Genomic DNA, 19,300 nt, shown 5'->3' with positions numbered 1-19,300 from the left:
GCAAACAATCAATGCGTTGGGGTTGGCGGGGATCATGCGCAAGGGCGGGCGCACCGCAAAACGCTGATGCACGAAGCCGCCATCGCAAACGGGCATGGCTGGGTCGCTCGGCAGTACCATCGGCAGACCATGAAACTTGATCCCGTGTCCCTGCGGCTTTTCGTAGCCGTGATGGAAGAAAGCACCATCGCTGCCGCGGCAGAGCGCGAACACCTGGCGGCATCGGCCGTCAGCCGCCGCCTGGCCGACCTGGAAGACGCCCTGCGCGTGGACCTGTTCACCCGCAGCAACCGCGGCGCCACCCCCACGGCCGCCGCCTTTGCCTTGCTGCACCTGGCGCGGGGCGTGCTCAACGATCTGGACGGCATTGCCAGCCAGATGCGCGAATACGGCACCGGCGTGCGCGGCCATGTGCGGGTGGTGGCCAACATCTCGGCCATCACGCAGTTTCTGCCGGCCCAGCCGCAAAGCTTCATGGCGCTGCACCCTCAGGTAGATGTGCGGCTGCAGGAACAGATCAGCACAGCCATTGCCAATTCGGTGGCCGAAAACGCGGCAGACATTGGCATCCTGAACGATGGCGACTACGGCGACCGGGTGGCCCTGCTGCCTTACCGCACCGATGAGCTGGTGCTGGTCATCCCCTCTGAACACCCCTTGGCGCGGCGCAAGGCCGTGAAGCTGCGCGAGGCGCTGGCCTACGACTTTGTGGGCGCTCACCCTGGCAGCGCCATCAACAACCAGCTCACCCAGGCCGCCGCACAGGCCGGGCTGCCGCTGAAGCTGCGCATCCAGGTCACCAGCTACGACGCGCTGTGCCTCATGGTCAACGCCGGGCTGGGCGTGGGGATCATGCCCCGGGGCAGCGCGGCGCTGTACAAAGGCACGCTTGGCATCCGCACCATCACCCTGAATGAGCCGTGGGCCCACCGCCACCTCAAGCTGTGCGTGCGCTCGGAAGAGTCTCTCTCCAGCGTGGCGCGCCTGCTGGTGGACCACCTGCGCATGCCATGAAACGCCCCCCTGAGGCCCTGCGGGCCTTCCCCCCGCTGTCGCAGCGCCTTGCGCGGCGGCCCTGGCGTGGGCAGCACCAGTTTCATGGGCCATGGGTGTGCTCGCAACTTTAACCACTGATATGAGCCGAACCCACTTCCCCACTTGGACCACCCAGCCCACACTGCAGTGGGACGTGTTCTGCCGCGTGATCGACAACTTTGGCGACATTGGCGTGTGCTGGCGCCTGGCAACCCAGCTGGCCGGCCAAGGCCAGCGCGTGCGCCTGTGGGTGGACGACGCCTCGGCCCTGGCCTGGATGGCACCACAGGGCTGCCCCGGCGTGGAGCTGCGCGACTGGCACGCCCCGCCCCCCGGCGCGCAAGAAGCGCCCACCGATGTGATGGTGGAGGCCTTCGGCTGCGAAATTACTCCTGAATTCATAGCTAGTGCCGCTTACCAGGCAAGCGTCAGAGGCCAAAAACCTGTATGGATCAACCTGGAGTACCTGTCGGCAGAGCGCTATGTGGAACGCAACCACCGCCTGCCCTCGCTCCTATCCAGCGGGCCCGCCCAGGGCTGGACGCGGTGGTTCTTTTACCCAGGCTTTACCGCCGCCGCCGGCGGCCTGCTGCGTGAACCCGACTTGATGCAGCGGCAAGAAGCCTTCGACGTGGCCGCATGGCGCAACGCCCACGCGCACCCCAGCCTGCCAGTGCCAGCCGGCGCCGCCGGTGCGGCCGTGCGATGGATGTCGCTGTTCTGCTACGAGCCCGCCGCCCTGCCCCAATGGCTGCAGCTTTGCGAGGCCGCCAGCACGCCCACCCACCTGCTGGTAGCCCCTGGTCGCCCCGCGCACGCGGTGCGGCAGGCGCTGGGAATTTCAAGCAAAAATGTGCTCCAGGGCACGACAGATAAGCGCGGGCAGCTATATATTTCATACCGCACGCCGTGCCCCCAGGCGGTTTTTGATGAAATGCTCTGGGCTTGCGACCTCAATGCCGTGCGCGGAGAAGACTCCCTGGTGCGCGGCCTGTGGGCCGGCAAGGCGCTGATCTGGCACATCTACCCGCAGGACGACGATGCGCACCATGCCAAGCTGCAGGCGTTTCTGGACTGGCTGCAAGCCCCCGCATCGCTGCGCCAGTTTCACCACACCTGGAACGGCCTGGATGACTTGCCCCTGCAGTGGCCCGATGACGGCACGCTGCGCGAATGGACGGCCTGTGTGCAGGCAGCCAGGGCCCGACTGCTGATGCAGGACAACCTTGTTGCACAGCTTTTAGGCTTCGTAATGGAAAAACGGTAAAATCCAAGGCTTTGCGCAATTCCTACGCGGCACTCCCGTGCCCCGCAACAGCGCACTTCCGCCGCGGAACATGCACCGGCGGGCCCCGCCTTCATCAGCAGCCCGTCCGCATTGAGCGGCCCCAACCCAAGCAATCAGCTATGAAAATCGCTCAAGAAATCCGCGCCGGCAACGTCATCATGCACGGCAAGGACCCCATGGTCGTCCTGAAGACCGAATACGCCCGTGGCGGCCGCGGTGCAGCCACCGTGCGCATGAAGCTCAAGAGCCTGATCGGCAACTTCGGCACCGAAAACGTGTTCAAGGCCGACGACAAGATCGACAACGTGATCCTGGACAAGAAAGAGTGCACCTACTCTTACTTTGCCGACCCCATGTACGTTTGCATGGACGCTGACTACAACCAGTACGAAGTCGAAGCCGAAAACATGGGCGACGCACTGAACTACCTGGAAGACGGCATGGCCCTGGAAGTCGTGTTCTACGACGGCAAGGCCATCTCGGTGGAACTGCCCACCAGCGTCGAACGCGAAATCACCTGGACAGAACCCGCCGTCAAGGGCGATACCTCTGGCAAGGTTCTGAAGCCCGCCAAGATCGCTACCGGCTTCGAAGTGGCCGTGCCCCTGTTCGTGTCGCAAGGCGACAAGATCGAAATCGACACCCGCACTGGCGAATACCGCAAGCGCGTCTAAGGTCTCGCTGGCCGCTGTGCCAGCCACCTCACTTGCGAGGTGGCGCAGACCATAAAAAAGGAGCCTTCGAGGCTCCTTTTTTATGTCCTGCTTGCTTTGACTGGAGGCCATCGCCCCCAGCCAAAGCAGTCATCAAATCGGCAAGGCCACCAGGTCGTGCCCCTGCACCGCCACGATGCGGGCCTTGGTGAATTCGCCCACCTTGAGCTGTTTGCTGATCTTCTCGGGCGGCAGCAACTGCACGGTACCGTCGATCTCGGGCGCATCGGCGTAAGTGCGGCCCACGCCACCCTTGCGCCCCATGGCCGGGGCATGGTCCACCAGCACCTGCATGGTGGCGCCCACGCGGCGTTGCAGCTTGGCAATCGACACTTCTTCGGCCACGGCCATGAAGCGCGCACGGCGCTCCTCGCGCACTTCCAGGGGCAGCATGCCGGGTAGCTCGTTGGCCACAGCGCCCGTCACGTCGCTGTAGGCAAAGCAGCCCGCACGGTCGATCTGCGCTTCGCGCACAAAGTCCAGCAGGTGCTGGAACTCTTCTTCCGTTTCGCCAGGGAAGCCTGCAATGAAAGTGCTGCGGATCACGATCTCGGGGCAGGCCTCGCGCCAGCGCTGGATGCGCTCCAGATTGCGCTCGCCGCTGGCAGGGCGCTTCATGCGCTTGAGCACATCGGGGTGGCTGTGCTGGAACGGTACATCCAGGTAAGGCAGCACGCGGCCTGTGGCCATGAGCGGAATCACTTCATCCACGCTGGGGTACGGATACACGTAATGCAGACGCACCCAGGCGCCGTAGGGCTCGGCAATCTCGCCCAGGGTCTGCACCAGTTCCAGCATGCGGGTCTTGACGGGCTTGCCATCCCAGAAGCCGGTGCGGTACTTCACGTCCACGCCATAGGCCGAGGTGTCCTGGCTGATGACCAGCAGCTCCTTCACGCCGCCTTCAAACAGGGCCTTGGCTTCCTTGAGCACATCACCCACAGGGCGCGAAACGAGGTCGCCGCGCATGGAAGGGATGATGCAGAAGGTGCAGCGGTGGTTACAGCCTTCGCTGATCTTCAGGTACGCATAGTGGCGCGGCGTGAGCTTGATGCCCGCCTCGCCAAAAGCGCCGGGCACCAGATCGAGGAACGGGTCGTGCGGCTTGGGCAGGTGGGCGTGTACCGCCTCCATCACCTCTTGCGTGGCGTGTGGGCCGGTGACGGCGAGCACGCTGGGGTGCACGTCTTTGACCAGATTGCCGCCGCTTTCGCCAGCGCGTGCACCCAGGCAGCCCGTGACGATGACCTTGCCGTTTTCGGCCAGGGCCTCGCCAATCGTGTCCAGGCTTTCCTTCACAGCGTCGTCAATGAACCCGCAGGTGTTGACGATGACGAGGTCCGCGCCCTCGAAGGTCTTGGAGGTTTCGTAGCCCTCGGCGCTGAGTTGCGTGAGGATGAGTTCGGAGTCCGTCAGCGCCTTGGGGCAGCCCAGGCTGACGAATCCGACTTTGGGTGTTTTTGTGGGGGAGAGTGCTTCGCTCATCCCCCTATTGTCCCAGTTCCGCGAGGCAGACGCCTATTGCCACCCCACATCGGGCCAGAAAGCACTGGATGCAGGTGCAAAAAATCGTGCGATCAGCGCTTGAGCCCGAATGCGCCCAGCATCTGCTCGGTCTGCTTTTGCATCTGCTCCTGCATTTGCGTGAGCATGGACTGGGACTGCTCGACATAGTTGCCCATCATGCCCTTGAGCATGGGCGACTGCAGGTTCATGAACTGCGCCCACATTTCGGGCGTCACGCTCTGGGATTGCTCTGCCAGCTTCTTTTGCACATCCGTGAACGCCTGCACGTTCTTTTCGAGGTACGCCCCCATGAAGCCCTGCATGGCATGGCCGTAGAAACGGATGATGTTGGCAAGGACTGCCTCGCTGAACATCGGCGCCCCGCCCGCTTCCTCTTCCAGAATGATTTGCAGCAGGATGCTGCGGGTGAGGTCTTCACCCGTCTTGGCATCGCGCACCACCACGTTCTGGTTGTCGATCACCAGCTGCCGCACTTCGGACAGGGTGATGTAGGTGGAAGTGTCGGTGTCGTACAGGCGACGGTTGGGGTATTTTTTGATCACGCGCTGCGTAGTCTTGTGAGCGGCGCTGGTGGATTCGGGCAAAACGGAACTCCTCGGGCAGAACACCCATGTGTGTATTGCAGTGCAACACATTCTAGAGAGCCGCAGGCAAGGCCCTCTCCGAGGAATACCCTGATGAATCGCCTGAATGCAAATTCTCCGGCATGCCACAAAGCGAACCGGAAAATAAAAAAAGCCTTCCAAGCGATTTGCTTTGGAAGGCTTTTTACCAATGGTTAGTTGGTAGGCGCGATTGGACTCGAACCAACGACCCCCACCATGTCAAGGTGGTGCTCTAACCAGCTGAGCTACGCGCCTGTTTGTATTCGAGAAAGCGATTATAGCATCAGTTTTTACGCCGAATCAATAAATCCAAGTTCAAGATCGCCCGAAGCTCAGCGCCTGCGCGCTGAACGCACGCCGGCCACGCTGGCCACAATGCCCAGCACCTTGTTGAGGCGGCCTGAATCCGCCACCTCCACGGTGAATGTCATCCACGCCGTGCCCTTGACCGACTGGGTCTGCACCCCGATCACGTTGGTCTTCTCGCGGGCAAACACTTCGGAGATGTCGCGCAACAGCCCCTGGCGGTCTGCGGCTTCCACTGCCACATCCACCGGGTACACCGCAGCGGCAGCGGCTTTGGGGGTACCCCACTCGACATCGATCACACGCTCGGCACTGCGGGCCGCCATTTCGCGGAAGTTGCTGCAGTCGGCGCGGTGCACGCTTACGCCTTTGCCCCGGGTGACAAAACCCCGAATGACGTCAGGTGGCGCGGGCTTGCAGCATTTGGCCAGCTGGGTCATCAGCGAATCGATACCCACCACCAGCACCCCACCTTTGGGCGCGGATTCATTGGTGCGGGTTTTCTTGAGCAGAAGGTAGTCGTCCGGCTGTAGCACAGGCTCGGGCGGGCGCAACAGGTTTTCGATGTTGCGCAGCGAAAACTCGTCCTTGCCCACCACTTCAAACAGCGCATCAGCCGACTTGAAGCCCAGCTGGGTCGCCAGGTCATCGAGCTTCATCGCCGTCTTGCCCTCGCGCTGCAGCAGCTTTTCCACGGCCTCGCGGCCACGGGCCACGGTTTCATGCGTGGCCTGGGCGTTGAACCAGGCGCGTACCTTGGCCTTGGCCCGGTTGCTGGTGAGGTAGCCCAGATCGGGATTGAGCCAGTCGCGCGAGGGGCGACCTTCTTTGACGGTGGTGATCTCCACCGTCTGGCCGTTTTGCAGCGGGGTGTTGAGCGGCACCATGGCGCCATCCACGCGCGCGCCCCGGCAGCGGTGGCCCACGCTGGTGTGCACGGCGTAGGCAAAGTCCACCGGGGTGGAGCCTTGCGAGAGTTCAATCACCGCTGCGTCGGGCGTCAGCACGTAGATGCGGTCTTCAAACAGGCCCCGGTTGGGCACGGCGCCTGCCAGGTCACGCTCCCACGCCAGCAGCTGGCGCAGCACGGCGATCTTGGCGTCGTACTCTCCTGCGGCAGACACGCCCGCGTAGCCCTTGCTGCCCGCCTCTTTGTAAGCCCAGTGCGCGGCCACGCCATGCTCGGCATGTTCGTGCATGGCCTGGGTACGGATCTGGATTTCCACCGGGCGGCCCTGCTCGTCGCGCACGATGGTGTGCAGCGACTGGTAACCGTTGGGCTTGGGCTTGGCGATGTAGTCGTCAAACTCTTCCACGATGGGGGTGAACTGCTCATGCACCCAGCTCAGGGCGGCGTAGCAGTCCTTCACGGTGGGTACCACCACGCGCAGGGCGCGCAGGTCCAGCACCTGGTCAAAGTTCAGCGACTTACCCCGCATCTTCTTGACGATGCTGTAGATGTGCTTGGGCCGGCCCTGCACGGTGGCGCTGATGCTGCGGCTGCGCAGTTCAGACTCCAGCCGCAGGCGCAGCTGCTGCATGTACATCTCGCGCTCGCCGCGCTTTTCATCGAGCAGGCGGGCCACTTCCTTGTAGGTGTCCGGCTCCAGAAAGCGGAAGGACAAGTCCTCCAGCTCCCACTTCATCTGCCAGATGCCCAGGCGGTTGGCCAGCGGCGCAAACACCTGCAGTGACTCGCGGGCCAGGCTGGGCGACACAGGCCGCTTGCTGGCCGCATGAAAACGCAGCGTTTGCAGGCGCGACGCCAGGCGCAGCATGACCACCCGCAGGTCGCGCGAGAAGGCCAGCAGCATCTTGCGCACGTTCTCGGTCTGCACGGCAGGGTCGTCCACCTGCTCGGCTGCCAGGGCCTGGCGCTGCACGCGCATGAGCTTGGTGGTCTCGACGGCCAGGGCCGCAAAGCTGTCACCAAAAGCCTTCGCAATCACCTCTTCAGGCTTGTTCAAATGCACGCAGGCGTAGACCAGATAACTGGCGGCCTGCATGGCTTCAGACCCGCCAATGCCTTTGAGGATGGCGGCCACGGCATCGGCATGGACCAGGGTGTTCTCGCCCGAATCCAGCGTCTCGCAGGCCAGCAACGGCTCGGCAAACGCGCGGGCGCGGGCCAAGGCGTCAACCTGCTCGGGCAAGGCGTTGGCGGTGGCCGCAATCAGTTGCGGCAGCGGCTCGGTCTGCGTGAGGGCGGGGACTTGGGTAGCGGGGTTTGTCTTCATCCTGCCAATGCACTTTCTGCGACAGGGGCAGCCAATAGGAAATTCTGGACGACGGCCACCTGGTCGGCAGCGATCAAGGTGGGGGCGTGTCCCACACCTTCAAACTCCACGCAACGCGCCTTGGGCCCACGGACCTGCATGGCCTGGGCCGTTTCGCGCGACAGCAGGTCGGACTGCGCCCCGCGCAGCAACAGCGTTTGGGCCTGGATCTGGTCGTACAGCTGCCACAGCACAGATTCGCCGGCGGCTGCGGCTTCCTGGGTCAAGGCCCGGAACGGCACGGCAATCGCTGGGTCGTAGTGCAGCGTCAAGCCGCCATCGGGCAAGCTGCGCAGCATGGGCCTGGAAAGCTCCAGCCACTGCTGCTGCGTGTGCGGACCAAAGCTGGTGGAGATGGCCCACATCGCATCGGCCGCCTGCTGCAGCGAATCAAATCGCGCCGGGTAGCCCAGGTACTGGCCAATACGCTGCAGCGCCTCCCACTGGATGACGGGGCCCACATCGTTCAACACCAGCCGACGCACAGGTGCGGGCAGCGGCAGGCCAGGCTGCCCCGCCACCGCCATGCCGATGAGCCCGCCCATGCTGGTGCCCACCCAGTCCAGGGTGGTGATGGGCGCTTGCTGGTGCACTTGCGCCAGCAGGGCCAGCATGTCGGCAGCGTAGACGGGCAATTGGTAACCCAGGGAGTCGGCCAGCCAGTCGCTTTGGCCACGCCCCACCACATCAGGGCATATCACGCGTGCGTGGGCACTCAGGCTGCGCGCCAAGGTGTCAAAGTCCCGCCCCTGTCGCGAAAGGCCGTGCACACACACCACCACATGGGGGTGGGCAGGGTTGCCCGTGGCATTCCATTCCCAATAAGCCATGCGGTGCTGCGCAGCAGCGGCATGGGTTGCTGGTGCCGAGGCGGCTGCAGGGCCTGGGCACGGTACGTAGTTCAGCGTAGGTTCAATCATGGGTGCGAAATCCGGGAGCAGCGCTTGATAATGGCCGCGTTGCATCGTAATTCATTCGGACTTGCGCAAATCAGGATGCAACCAAAGCTTTTGCCCTGCCAAGGGGTGTCTGGCCCCCACGCTGCGCAAGTCATGCTCATTACGGAGAGACTCTCATGCTGAAAGGCAAAACGGCCCTCGTCACCGGCTCGACCAGCGGCATTGGTTTGGGCATTGCAAAAGCGCTGGCGCGCCAGGGGGCCAACATTGTGCTCAATGGCTTTGGCGATGTGGACACCCCCCGCGCTGAAGTGCTGGCCGCCGGCCAGGCCAGCGGGGCACAAGTGGCGTACCACGGTGCCGACATGAGTCGCACCGCAGACATTGAAGACCTGATGCGCTACAGCGAGGCACAGTTTGGCCAGGTGGATATTCTGGTGAACAACGCAGGCATCCAGCATGTGGCCAATGTGGAAGATTTTCCCGTCGAGCGGTGGGACGCCATCATCGCCATCAACCTGACCAGTGCCTTCCACACCTCGCGCCTGGCCCTGCCCGCCATGCGCCGCGCCAACTGGGGCCGCATCATCAACGTGGCTTCGGTGCATGGCTTGGTAGGGTCTGCGCAAAAGTCGGCCTATGTGGCTGCCAAGCACGGCATCGTGGGGTTGACCAAGGTGACGGCGCTGGAGACCGCCACCACCGGCATCACCGCCAACGCCATCTGCCCCGGCTGGGTGCTGACCCCGCTGGTACAAAAGCAGGTGGACGCCAAGGCTGCCGCCCATGGCCTGACCAACGAAGAAGCCACGAAGCTGCTGCTGGGCGAGAAGGAACCCTCCATGCAGTTCACCACCCCCGACGAGCTGGGCGAGCTGGCGGTGTTTTTCTGCTCAGCCGCCGCCAACAACGTGCGCGGCGTGGCATGGAACATGGACGGTGGCTGGGCTGCGCAGTAAGCCCAAACGCTATTAATTTAATAGCTACTGGCGCTTACCCATAAAGCGCCAGAGGCCAATTTCATCAAAAAGGCCCGTTGCCTTGCGCAAAGGGCCTTTCTCATTCTGGAGGCAGCGCGGCGGTCAACCGTGCGCCGGGGCGGACCCGTCGGCATGCGGGGTTGCCGAATCCACCGCCACCGCGGTCTTGGCACCCGGTACGGCTTTGCGGGCAAACAGCGTGTACATGGTGGGCACCACAAAAATGGTGAGCAAGGTGCCCAGCGACATGCCGCCCACAATCACCCAGCCAATCTGCGAACGGGTCTCGGCCCCGGCGCCGGAGGCCAGGGCCAGGGGCACTGCGCCCAGCACCATGGCGCCCGTGGTCATCAGGATGGGGCGCAGGCGCTGGGCAGAGGCCTTGACCAGCGCATCCACCATCTCCATGCCCTCTTCGCGCAGCTGGTTGGTGAACTCCACGATCAAGATGCCGTGCTTGGTGATGAGCCCCACCAGCGTGATGAGCCCGATCTGCGAATACACGTTGAGCGAGCCCCCGCTCCACTGCAGCGCCAGCAGCGCGCCAATCATGGACAGCGGCACCGACACCATGATGACCAGAGGGTCGATGAAGCTCTCGAACTGCGCGGCCAGCACCAGGAAGATGAACACCAGTGCCAGCACGAAGACCACGCCCAAGGCCCCTTGCGAGCTCTTGAACTCGCGCGAGGTGCCATTCAAGTCGGTGGTGTAGCCGGGCTTGAGCACCTTGGCGGCAGTGTCATCCATGAATTTCAGCGCCTCGCCCAGCGAATAGTCGGGCGACAGGTTGGCAGTGATGGTGACCGAGCGGCGCTGGCCGAAGTGGTTCAGCTCGCGCGGGCTCACGCTTTCCTTCACGTTCACCAGGCTGGAGAGCGGAATCATCGCGTCATTGCGGCCCCGCACGTAGATGCTGTCGATGTTCTCGGGCGTGGTGCGGCCCCGGGCCTCGGTTTGCACGATCACGTCGTACTGCTCGGCATCGCGCTTGTAGCGCGTCACGGTGCGCCCGCCCAGCATGGTCTCAATCGCCCGGGCCACCACGTCCACGCCCACACCCAGGTCGGCTGCGCGCTCGCGGTTCACGCTGATGCGCAGCTCGGGCTTGTTCAGGCGCAGGTCTGCATCAGGTGCGACGATGCCGGGGTTCTTGGCCATCTCGGCCAACATCTGCCGGGTCACGGCGTTGAGGTTTTCGTAGCTGTCCGAGGTCTGGATCACATACGTCAGTGGCCGCGACCGAAAGCCCTGGCCCAAGGACGGCGGCGTGATCAAAAAGGCATTCACCCCCGGCAGCGCGCCCACTTTGGGCTGCAGCTCGCGGGCCATATCCAGGATGCTGCGCTCGCGCTGCTCCCAGTCCACCGTGCGGTAAATCACACTGCCCTGCGCCACCGTGGGGTTGCCGATGTTGGCGAAGATGCGGTCAAACTCGGGGTAGTCGCGCCCGATCTTCTCCAGCTCCAGCGCATAGCGGTTGGTGTAGTCCAGCGTGGCGCCATCGGGCGCGGTGACGTTGACGAGAATCGTGCCCCGGTCTTCCAGCGGCGACAGCTCTTGCTTCATCTTGGGGTACACCAGCGCCAGCCCCACTGCGCTGGCCAGCATCACACCCACCACCAGCCAGCGGCCCTGGAACAGCGCGCCACGCAGTCCGCCACCACCGCCCCAACGGGCCGTGACCACCCAGCGCAGCAGCCGGCCATAAGCGTCCGACATGGCGGTGAGCCAGCGCTCCATGGATCGGTCGAACCAGTTGGGCTTGGGGTTGTGCTTGAGCAGCAGCGAGCACATCATGGGCGACAGCGTCAGCGCCACAAAGCCCGACACCACCACCGCACCTGCCAGAGCCAGCGCAAATTCCACAAACAGCCGCCCGGTGCGGCCGGGCGTGAAGGCCAGCGGCGCATACACGGCCACCAGCGTGAGTGTCATGGCAACGATGGCGAAGCCGATTTCCTTGGCACCCTTGATGGCGGCAGAGAATGGATCGAGCCCCTCTTCGATGTGCCGGTAGATGTTCTCCAGCATCACGATGGCATCGTCCACCACCAGCCCAATCGCCAGCACCAGCGCCAGCAAGGTAAGCGTGTTGATGGAAAAGCCGGCCAAGGCCATCAGCGCAAAAGTGCCCACCAGACTCACCGGAATGGTGATGATGGGAATGATGGACGCGCGCAGGGTGCGCAGGAACACAAAAATCACCAGCGCCACCAGCACCACCGCCTCGGCAATGGTCTGGTACACGCTCTTGACCGAGCGGTCGATGAACACCGAGTTGTCGTTGGCGATGTCGATGGTGATGTCGGCAGGCAAGTCAGCCTTCAGGGTGGGCAGCATCGCGCGCACACCGGCAGACAGCTCCAGCGGGTTGGCCGTGGCCTGGCGGATCACGCCCATCGAAATGGCATCGCGGCCATTGAGGCGCACGCGGCTGCGGTCGCTGGCGGCGCTTTCTTCCACGCGTGCGACATCGCGCATGCGCACGGGAAAGCCGTTCACGGTGCGGATCACGATGTCGGAGAACTGCGCCGGGCGGGCCAGTTCGGTCTGCGAAGTCACGCTGAACTCGCGCTGCTGCGATTCGATGCGGCCCGCGGGCAGTTCCAGGTTGTTGCGGCGAATGGCGTCTTCCACGTCCTGCGTGGTGAGACGGTAGCCGGCCATGCGCTCAGGGTCCAGCCAGATGCGCATGGCGTAGCGGCGCTCGCCGTAAATGGGCACATCGGCAACGCCGGTCACCGTCTGCAACCGGGGCTTGACGATGCGGTTGAGCAGGTCGTTGATTTCCAGCGGGCTCCGCGTGTCGCTACTAAAAGCCAGCCACATCACGGGCGAGGCATCGGCCTCCACCTTGGCAATCACCGGCTCGTCCACCGCATCGGGCAGGCGGTTGCGCACCCGCGCCGTGCGGTCGCGCACCTCGGCGGCGGCGTTGTCGGCATCTTTCTCCAGCCGGAATCGCACGCTGATCTGGCTTTGCTCGGCACGGCTGATGGAGGTGATGACGTCCACTGCGTCGATCCCGGCAATCGAATCTTCGAGGGGCTTGGTCACCTGCGACTCGATCACCTCCGCCGAGGCCCCGGCGTAGCGCACGCTCACCGTGACCACGGGCTCGTCGATCTTGGGGTACTCACGCACCGTCAGGCGGGTAAAACTCACGGCCCCTACCAGCAAGACCAGCAGGGACAGGACGGTGGCGAACACCGGCCGGCGGATGGAGATTTCAGCAAGTTGCATGGCGAGCGTCGGGCAATGTCAGAAATGCAGAACTCAGGAAGACTGGCCGCCGCGCACCGGCGTCGGCTGCGTGGTGGCGCTCAGCGGACTCTGGCACGGATTGGCGCCCGGCAAAGGTAGCAAAGCGGCTGGGGCGGCTGCCGTGGCCGCACCAGATACTGGCTGGGACGCAGCGGAAGATGCCGTGGCAGGAGGTTCCGCGCCTGCGGCAGAGCGCCCAGCAGAAGGCTGGCCCAGCTCCACCACGCGCACCGCCATGCCATCGCGTTGCAGGCGCTGCTGCCCCGCCGTGACCACCACATCACCCGGTGCAAGCCCTTCCACCACCTCCACAAACCCTGGGGTGCGTGCGCCCAGCCGCACGGGGGTGCGCTTGGCCACCTGGCTGCCCTCTTCCGGGCCTGCCACCACCCGCAACACATAAGGCGCTGCACCATCGGGAACGATGGCCTCCTCAGGCACCACAGTGGCGTCTGAGCGTTCACCAAACACCGCCGTGACGCGTGCAAACATGCCGGGGCGCAACTGCAGGCGGCGGTTGTCGATGCAGCCGCGCACGGCCAGCGAGCGGCCGTCGGCGTCGATCTGCGGGTTGATGGCCAGCACCACGGCCGAATACTGCACGCCCGGCAGCGCGTCGAAGGCCACGCGGGCCGTCTGGCCGGTTTTCACCTTGTTCTGCAACCGCTCGGGCAGGCGGAAGTCCACATACACCACGTCCAGGTCTTCCACGTTGACGATGTCAGCCCCGTCCTTGAGGTAGTCGCCCACGTTCACACCACGAATGCCTGCAATACCATCAAACGGCGCCACGATGCGCAGGCGCTGGGCTGTGGCTTCGGCCAGGGCGAGCTTGGCCTCAGCCACTTCAAGATTGGCAGCACTTTCGTCCACCGAGCGCTGGCTGATGAATCCCTGGGCCACCAGCACCTGGTTGCGCTTGTGGTTGGCGCGGGCGATCGACAACTCGGCACGGCTTTGCTGCACCTGGGAGCGGGGCAGCTGGTCGTCGAGCTGCACCAGCAGCTGCCCCTTGCGCACACGCTGCCCATCGCTGAAATTGAGCTGCGTGATGCGCCCGCTGATTTCAGGCCGCAGCACCACGCTGCGCCGCGAACGCAAGCTGCCCACAGCCTCTGCATCGTCGCGCATGGTCATCTGGCGCACCTTGGTCGCTTCCACCATCACGGGTTTTGCAGGGCCTTGCGCACCGGGCTTGGCCGCTGCATTACCCTGCGGTGCGGGAGCACCGGCGCGAGCAGACCGTGCAGGCGATTGAAACCACCAGGCGGCGCCGGAAGCAACAGCCAAACCGAGAACAGCAAAAACGACGTATTTGTTCTTGAGCGCCATGAAATCACAGACCTGGGATGAGCGAAATGCAGCCGAACAATGTAGGCGGATTCAAGTACGAGGTGCAACACGGTTTAACGAGGCGTGAAACACCTCGTGGGGTGTCTTGAATCCGAGCCGCTTTCGAGGTCTGTGATTCAATCTGTTTTGGATCATAGCCAGCTCTTCATCCGTCACGGTTTCCATGCGCCGCTTCTTTGGGATGTACTGGCGCAGCAGCCCATTGAAGTTCTCGTTGCTTCCGCGCTGCCAGCTGCAATACGGATCGGCAAAGTAGGTCTGGATGCCCAAGGCCTGATCGATGGCCTGGTGGTTGGCAAACTCCTTTCCGTTGTCCACCGTCAACGTCTTCACCCGCGCAGCCAAGGGCCCCAGTTTGTCCTCAATGGCTTGGCCCACCAGATCAGCGGTCTTGTTGCTGACCTTGGCCAAAACGGCATAGCCGCTCTTGCGCTCTACCAAAGTCACGATGGCCTGCTTGTGTGCTGCGCCAATGACGGTGTCGCCCTCCCAGTGGCCTACCTGCTTGCGCTCTTCAATATGGCCTGGCCGCTCGCTGATCGGGCGTCTGTTGGGGATTTGCCCGCGTCTGTCGCGGCCGTGTAGATAGCGTTTGCGCCGAGGTTTTTGACTGCGCAGGTTCTGGTGCAGCTTGCCACCAGCGGCCTTGTCCGCATAGACACGCAGGTACACGCTCTCGTGGCTGACTGCAACCTTCTGGGCAATCTGCTCAGGACTCCATTGCAGTCCAAGGTAGAACACTACATCGCCCCAGACCTGAGCACTCACGCGTCGGGCGTTGCGGCTGCGCTGCGCTCGTTGGGCTGCCTTGCGGCACGCCTGCTCAGCGCGGTACCCGCGCTGACCACGACCGCGGTTCAATTCGCGGCTGATGGTGCTGCGGCTTCGACCCAGCAGGCGGGCAATCTCGCTGATGGTGTGATTGGCTTTCAAGAGACTGTGGATTTGGTATCGTTCTTCTCGGCTGAGGTGCTTGTACATCGGGCAACTTGGACTTGGCGGTTTGAGCGGCCATGATGCCTTGGCATCCTCAGCCACCCGTCACCGGGTTCATCTTTGTTGCGCTTCGTACTTGAATCCGCCGTATCAGCGCGCTGTGGCCTGCGCAGGCCACAGCGCTTAACCCCGCAAGCCATTCCCTGAGATTTACGCAAGCTTTACACGAACGCTGTACGAAAACACTGCGCCGTCGCCTGGACATCACCATGGGGACGGAAGGCGGGAGTGAGCGGTCGTCAGAAAGAGGGTGAGGGGAGTCTGCACAAAGGCAGCCTCATCGCCATCAGCTGCCAATGAAAGCCGCAGCCAAGCAACCATGCCCACAGCCTTTCAGGCGGGCTTGGCACCGTGGCGAGATGCCAGGCAGGCCAGAGGCCTCTCAGCGCCCCATCGCCTTGTCAACGCCCAGGTTGGCCAGCGCGTCAGCGCGCTCGTTGCCAGGGTGACCCGAGTGGCCCTTCACCCATCGCCATTCAATGCGGTGCCCGCCCGTGTTCACCAGAGTGTCCAGCCGCTTCCACAGCTCCACGTTTTTCACAGGCTGGTTGGACGCGGTACGCCAGCCCTTGGCCTTCCAGCCGTGAATCCACTCGGTAATGCCCTTGCGGACATATTCACTGTCCAGAAATAGCGTCACGGCACAAGGGCGCTTGAGGGCCGACAAAGCCTCGATCACGGCCATCAGTTCCATGCGGTTGTTCGTGGTGCCCAGTTCGCCGCCAAACAATTCTTTTTCCAGCGCGCCAGAACGCAACAGCACGCCCCAGCCGCCGGGGCCGGGATTGCCTTTGCACGCACCATCTGTGTAGATCTCAACCTGATTCAAACCGGATTCCTGCCAATTGATTAAAAAGAGTCGCGAGCCAATGCTTGAGCGCGACGCGCAGCGCCGCCCGGGGTGATCATCGCGGCGGCATGGGGCCATGTGGCCCAGACTTGCGCGCCACTGGCACCGTGGCAGCCACCCGCTTGCGGCCCGAGCGCCATGCGGGCTCCAGCAGACGCATGCCATGCACACGCTTGACGGCCACCAAAAAGTAACCAGCCCCAAGAATGGGCCACCACTTCTCGCCCAGGGGATCAACCCACGAAAAGCGCTCCAGCCATTCGGCACTGCGCACTGCTGGACGATAACAGCCAAAGCGGACGGTCTCGACCTCGAAGCTCAACAAACGCAGCCAGTCGCGCATGCGCCGAACACCGATGAACTCCCCCACATCGGGCAAATACAGGGGTTCCTGTGTCCAGCGCTGGCACAGCCGTACACGCATCTGCCGCAGGCCCCACAGGCTCAGCGGGTTGAGCCCGGCAATCACCACCCGGCCCTCGGGCACCAGCACACGCTCCACTTCACGTAGCGCCATGTGCGGGTCCACGCTCAATTCCAGGGTGTGGGGCAACACCACCAAATCCAGACTGGCATTGGGAAACGGCAGAGCCTCGGGCTCAGCCCACAGGGCCGCCGCACGCGGTGCATGGGACGTGCCAGCATCTGAAGATTCTTCCGTGCGCGAGAGCATGGCATCCGCACCCAGCGCCAGCCACTGGTGCGGCATACGGTTGGTGCGCAGACCTTCAATGCGCGGCATGCCCAGTTGCAGAGCGTGGTAGCCGAAGATGTCGGATACGGCGTCGTCCATGCAAGCCTGCTCCCAGGCAAGCAGGTAGCGGCCTGGGGCAGAGTCGAACCACTGGTGCAAATCTATAATTTCAGAGCTCATGAAACTGCTGCCGCTACCCGCCTTCACCGACAACTACATCTGGATGCTGCATGACGGAACGCATGCCGTGGTGGTGGACCCTGGGGATGCAACCCCGGTGCAGCACGCATTGCAGTCGCTAGGGTTGACGCTGCAGGCAATTCTAGTCACCCACCACCATGCGGATCATGTCGGTGGCGTAGGGGTTTTGCAGCAACAAACGGGGGCGGCCGTCTACGGCCCTGCAGCCGAGAAAATCACGCCCCAACCCATCGGGCTCACCGAAGGCCAGCAGGTGCAAGTGCTGGGTCTCACCCTGCAGGTGCTGGACGTGCCGGGGCACACTGCTGGGCACATTGCCTATTACTGCGCAAATTCGCCCGAAGGCCCCCTGCTGTTCTGCGGCGATACACTGTTCTCCGGCGGGTGTGGCCGCCTGTTTGAGGGCACGCCTGCGCAGATGCATGCATCGCTGCAGAAACTCAGCGCATTGCCCGACCACACCCAGGTGTGTTGTGCGCATGAATACACACTCTCTAACCTGAAATTTGCCTTGGCGGTGGAACCCACCAACGAGGCATTGCTCAACTACAACGTCTGGTGCGCGGCACAGCGCGCCAGTGGGCGCCCCACGCTGCCATCCCGCATGGCGCAGGAGCGCGCCATCAATCCGTTTTTGCGGGTTCAGCAACCGGCAGTCGCACAAGCCGCCCAGGCTTATGCACCGCAGACCGATGTCAACGACGCAATTGCCGTACTGGCGGCCTTGCGCAATTGGAAGAACGAGTTTCGATGAAATTTCTGCACATTGTCAGCCTGGTAGGCATGCTCTGGTTGACGGGCTGTGCCACCACCGGCGGAGCCCCTGGAGTGGCCAGCAACGCCCCTGACGACACACCCGCCAGCAGTCGCCCCGCGCACACCCCCATCATCCCCAAGGGGCCCCTGCGGCCCATCACGGCGGCCAATGCCAGCAGCCAGGGGGTGGCATCGCTCTCCACCCCGGCAGACCTCTGGGACCGCATCCGGCGTGGCTTTGCCATGCCCGACCTGCAGCATGAACTGGTGCAAGACCGCGAGCAGTGGTACGCCAGCCGCCCCGACTACATGCAGCGCATGACGGAGCGCTCCAGCAAATACCTGTTCCATATCGTTGAAGAGCTGGAGCGGCGCGGCATGCCCACCGAACTGGCCCTGCTGCCCTACATTGAAAGTGCCTTCAACCCCCAGGCGGTCTCCAGCGCCAAGGCGGCAGGCATGTGGCAGTTCATGCCGGCCACGGGCAGCTATTTCGATTTGAAGCAGAACGCGTTCCGCGATGACCGGCGCGATGTGCTGGCCTCCACCCGCGCCGCGCTGGACTACCTGCAAAAGCTCTACGGCATGTTTGGCGACTGGCACCTGGCTCTGGCGGCCTACAACTGGGGTGAAGGCAGCGTGGGCCGTGCCATTGCCCGCAACCAGAAACAGGGTCTGGGCACCAGCTACACCGACCTGAACATGCCGGCAGAAACACGCATGTACGTGCCCAAGCTGCAGGCCGTGAAAAACATTGTGGCCAACCCGGAAGCCTTCAAAACCGAGTTGCCGGTGATTGAGAACCACCCCTACTTCCAGACAGTGGACATCACCCACGACATTGACGTTGCACTGGCGGCCAGCCTCGCGGGGATTCGCGAATCAGACTTCCGGGCACTGAACCCCTCCTTCCACAAGCCGGTGATCCTGGCAGCGGGCACGCCGCAGATTCTGCTGCCCTGGGACAACGCCAAGGTGTTCCAGCGCAACCTTGAAGCCCACAAAGAGGGGCAATACGCCAGCTGGACGGTGTGGCCCGTTCCCACCACCATGACCGTGGCCGAGGCTGCGCGGCGCACGGACATGAGCGAAAGCGATCTGCGCAGCGTGAACAACATTCCACCGCGCATGATGATCAAGGCGGGCTCGGCACTGATCGTTCCACGCAGCGCCACCACCCGCCAGGACGTGTCTTCACACCTGGCCGACAACGGACAGGTGGCCCTGGCACCCGAGATCGTCACGCGCCGCGCCTCGGTGCGGGCGGGCAAGGGCGAAACCGTGGCCACACTGGCCAGGCGCTACAAGGTCAGCGCAGCGAACGTGGCCGACTGGAACGATGTGAAACTGAACGCAGCCTTCAAGGCGGGCCAGCAAGTCGTGATGTACCTGCCAGTGCGCCAGGCATCAGCGCCTGCGCCACGGGCACAAGCACGCAGTGCCCCTGGCAAGGTGGTCTCTGCATCCACCCCCAAGCGCCGTGGCGGTACGCCATCAAAGGTGCGGAGGCGCTGACACAGTCGTTCGGGCGGGCTGGCCAGTCACCAGCCTTGC

The 19,300-nt window shown here is 63.5% G+C and carries 15 protein-coding genes and 1 tRNA gene; 6 read left to right on the top strand and 10 right to left on the bottom strand.

Features of this window, described 5'->3' with window-relative positions; translation table 11 throughout:
* Window positions 1-129 precede the first annotated feature (129 nt).
* The 3 genes from PQV96_RS05875 (at window position 130) to efp (ending at window position 2,997) form a co-directional block, all read left to right on the top strand.
* Window positions 130-1,014, top strand: coding sequence for a LysR family transcriptional regulator (locus PQV96_RS05875; protein ID WP_273624808.1), 885 nt, complete (start codon window positions 130-132; stop codon window positions 1,012-1,014).
* Window positions 1,015-1,135: 121 nt separating this feature from the next.
* Window positions 1,136-2,302, top strand: a complete 1,167-nt coding sequence (earP, locus tag PQV96_RS05870) for an elongation factor P maturation arginine rhamnosyltransferase EarP (protein WP_273624807.1) — start codon at window positions 1,136-1,138, stop codon at window positions 2,300-2,302.
* Window positions 2,303-2,442: 140 nt separating this feature from the next.
* Window positions 2,443-2,997 (top strand): elongation factor P, encoded by a 555-nt coding sequence (efp, locus tag PQV96_RS05865; RefSeq protein WP_066697648.1) that lies wholly within the window; start codon window positions 2,443-2,445, stop codon window positions 2,995-2,997.
* Between the two features lie 132 nt (window positions 2,998-3,129).
* On the opposite strand, the gene rimO is transcribed toward efp, so the two are convergent.
* The 5 genes from rimO to PQV96_RS05840 form a co-directional block, all read right to left on the bottom strand.
* Window positions 3,130-4,521 (bottom strand): 30S ribosomal protein S12 methylthiotransferase RimO, encoded by a 1,392-nt coding sequence (rimO, locus tag PQV96_RS05860; protein WP_044396771.1) that lies wholly within the window; start codon window positions 4,519-4,521, stop codon window positions 3,130-3,132.
* A gap of 92 nt (window positions 4,522-4,613) precedes the next feature.
* Complete coding sequence (gene phaR, locus PQV96_RS05855; protein WP_044396772.1) at window positions 4,614-5,147, bottom strand: polyhydroxyalkanoate synthesis repressor PhaR; 534 nt, start codon at window positions 5,145-5,147, stop codon at window positions 4,614-4,616.
* Between the two features lie 199 nt (window positions 5,148-5,346).
* Window positions 5,347-5,423 (bottom strand) — tRNA-Val (locus PQV96_RS05850).
* A 77-nt stretch (window positions 5,424-5,500) separates the two neighbouring features.
* Entirely contained in the window at window positions 5,501-7,711 is a 2,211-nt protein-coding gene (locus PQV96_RS05845; RefSeq protein WP_207373238.1) for a RelA/SpoT family protein, read from the bottom strand.
* Window positions 7,708-8,670, bottom strand: coding sequence for an alpha/beta fold hydrolase (locus PQV96_RS05840; RefSeq protein WP_273624806.1), 963 nt, complete (start codon window positions 8,668-8,670; stop codon window positions 7,708-7,710). The genes PQV96_RS05845 and PQV96_RS05840 overlap by 4 nt, the downstream gene beginning before the upstream one ends.
* A gap of 155 nt (window positions 8,671-8,825) precedes the next feature.
* Here PQV96_RS05840 and PQV96_RS05835 point away from each other — a divergent pair, with 155 nt between their 5' ends.
* Window positions 8,826-9,608: a 3-hydroxybutyrate dehydrogenase gene (locus tag PQV96_RS05835; protein WP_207373240.1), complete on the top strand. Its 783-nt coding sequence runs from the start codon at window positions 8,826-8,828 to the stop codon at window positions 9,606-9,608.
* Window positions 9,609-9,731: 123 nt separating this feature from the next.
* On the opposite strand, the gene PQV96_RS05830 is transcribed toward PQV96_RS05835, so the two are convergent.
* The 5 genes from PQV96_RS05830 to PQV96_RS05810 all read right to left on the bottom strand — a co-directional run bounded on the left by PQV96_RS05830 (window position 9,732) and on the right by PQV96_RS05810 (window position 16,969).
* Window positions 9,732-12,875 carry an efflux RND transporter permease subunit gene (locus tag PQV96_RS05830; RefSeq protein WP_273624805.1) on the bottom strand — a complete coding sequence of 1,048 codons (3,144 nt, stop codon included), beginning with the start codon at window positions 12,873-12,875 and terminating at the stop codon, window positions 9,732-9,734.
* A gap of 33 nt (window positions 12,876-12,908) precedes the next feature.
* Window positions 12,909-14,228, bottom strand: coding sequence for an efflux RND transporter periplasmic adaptor subunit (locus tag PQV96_RS05825; protein ID WP_207373242.1), 1,320 nt, complete (start codon window positions 14,226-14,228; stop codon window positions 12,909-12,911).
* 51 nt (window positions 14,229-14,279) lie between these two features.
* The gene (locus PQV96_RS05820; protein ID WP_031635932.1) at window positions 14,280-15,230 is read right to left on the bottom strand and encodes an IS30 family transposase; all 951 of its coding nucleotides are present in this window, start codon (window positions 15,228-15,230) and stop codon (window positions 14,280-14,282) included.
* Between the two features lie 397 nt (window positions 15,231-15,627).
* Window positions 15,628-16,074 carry a ribonuclease HI gene (gene rnhA, locus PQV96_RS05815; protein WP_044396814.1) on the bottom strand — a complete coding sequence of 149 codons (447 nt, stop codon included), beginning with the start codon at window positions 16,072-16,074 and terminating at the stop codon, window positions 15,628-15,630.
* Between the two features lie 76 nt (window positions 16,075-16,150).
* A complete protein-coding gene (locus PQV96_RS05810; RefSeq protein ID WP_207373244.1) occupies window positions 16,151-16,969 on the bottom strand; it encodes a class I SAM-dependent methyltransferase in 819 nt (272 codons plus the stop codon).
* Between PQV96_RS05810 and gloB the strand changes: the two genes are divergently transcribed.
* Complete coding sequence (gene gloB, locus PQV96_RS05805; RefSeq protein WP_207373245.1) at window positions 16,968-17,744, top strand: hydroxyacylglutathione hydrolase; 777 nt, start codon at window positions 16,968-16,970, stop codon at window positions 17,742-17,744. The genes PQV96_RS05810 and gloB overlap by 2 nt on opposite strands.
* Complete coding sequence (locus tag PQV96_RS05800; RefSeq protein ID WP_207373246.1) at window positions 17,741-19,261, top strand: transglycosylase SLT domain-containing protein; 1,521 nt, start codon at window positions 17,741-17,743, stop codon at window positions 19,259-19,261. Before gloB ends, PQV96_RS05800 begins: the two co-directional genes overlap by 4 nt.
* Window positions 19,262-19,300 lie beyond the last annotated feature (39 nt).

Source organism: Acidovorax temperans, assembly GCF_028596105.1.
Taxonomy (GTDB): Bacteria; Pseudomonadota; Gammaproteobacteria; order Burkholderiales; family Burkholderiaceae_C; genus Acidovorax; species Acidovorax temperans.
This window is presented reverse-complemented; position numbering and strand designations above follow the sequence as displayed.

Bases quoted from the DNA above. Each gene is read 5' to 3' on its own strand.
- PQV96_RS05875 (WP_273624808.1), top strand. From the start codon at position 130: ATGAAACTTGATCCCGTGTCCCTGCGGCTTTTCGTAGCCGTGATGGAA.
- earP (WP_273624807.1), top strand. From the start codon at position 1,136: ATGAGCCGAACCCACTTCCCCACTTGGACCACCCAGCCCACACTGCAG.
- efp (WP_066697648.1), top strand. From the start codon at position 2,443: ATGAAAATCGCTCAAGAAATCCGCGCCGGCAACGTCATCATGCACGGC.
- rimO (WP_044396771.1), bottom strand. From the start codon at position 4,521: ATGAGCGAAGCACTCTCCCCCACAAAAACACCCAAAGTCGGATTCGTC.
- PQV96_RS05845 (WP_207373238.1), bottom strand. From the start codon at position 7,711: ATGAAGACAAACCCCGCTACCCAAGTCCCCGCCCTCACGCAGACCGAG.
- PQV96_RS05840 (WP_273624806.1), bottom strand. From the start codon at position 8,670: ATGATTGAACCTACGCTGAACTACGTACCGTGCCCAGGCCCTGCAGCC.
- PQV96_RS05835 (WP_207373240.1), top strand. From the start codon at position 8,826: ATGCTGAAAGGCAAAACGGCCCTCGTCACCGGCTCGACCAGCGGCATT.
- PQV96_RS05830 (WP_273624805.1), bottom strand. From the start codon at position 12,875: ATGCAACTTGCTGAAATCTCCATCCGCCGGCCGGTGTTCGCCACCGTC.
- PQV96_RS05825 (WP_207373242.1), bottom strand. From the start codon at position 14,228: ATGGCGCTCAAGAACAAATACGTCGTTTTTGCTGTTCTCGGTTTGGCT.
- PQV96_RS05820 (WP_031635932.1), bottom strand. From the start codon at position 15,230: ATGTACAAGCACCTCAGCCGAGAAGAACGATACCAAATCCACAGTCTC.
- gloB (WP_207373245.1), top strand. From the start codon at position 16,968: ATGAAACTGCTGCCGCTACCCGCCTTCACCGACAACTACATCTGGATG.
- PQV96_RS05810 (WP_207373244.1), bottom strand. From the start codon at position 16,969: ATGAGCTCTGAAATTATAGATTTGCACCAGTGGTTCGACTCTGCCCCA.
- PQV96_RS05800 (WP_207373246.1), top strand. From the start codon at position 17,741: ATGAAATTTCTGCACATTGTCAGCCTGGTAGGCATGCTCTGGTTGACG.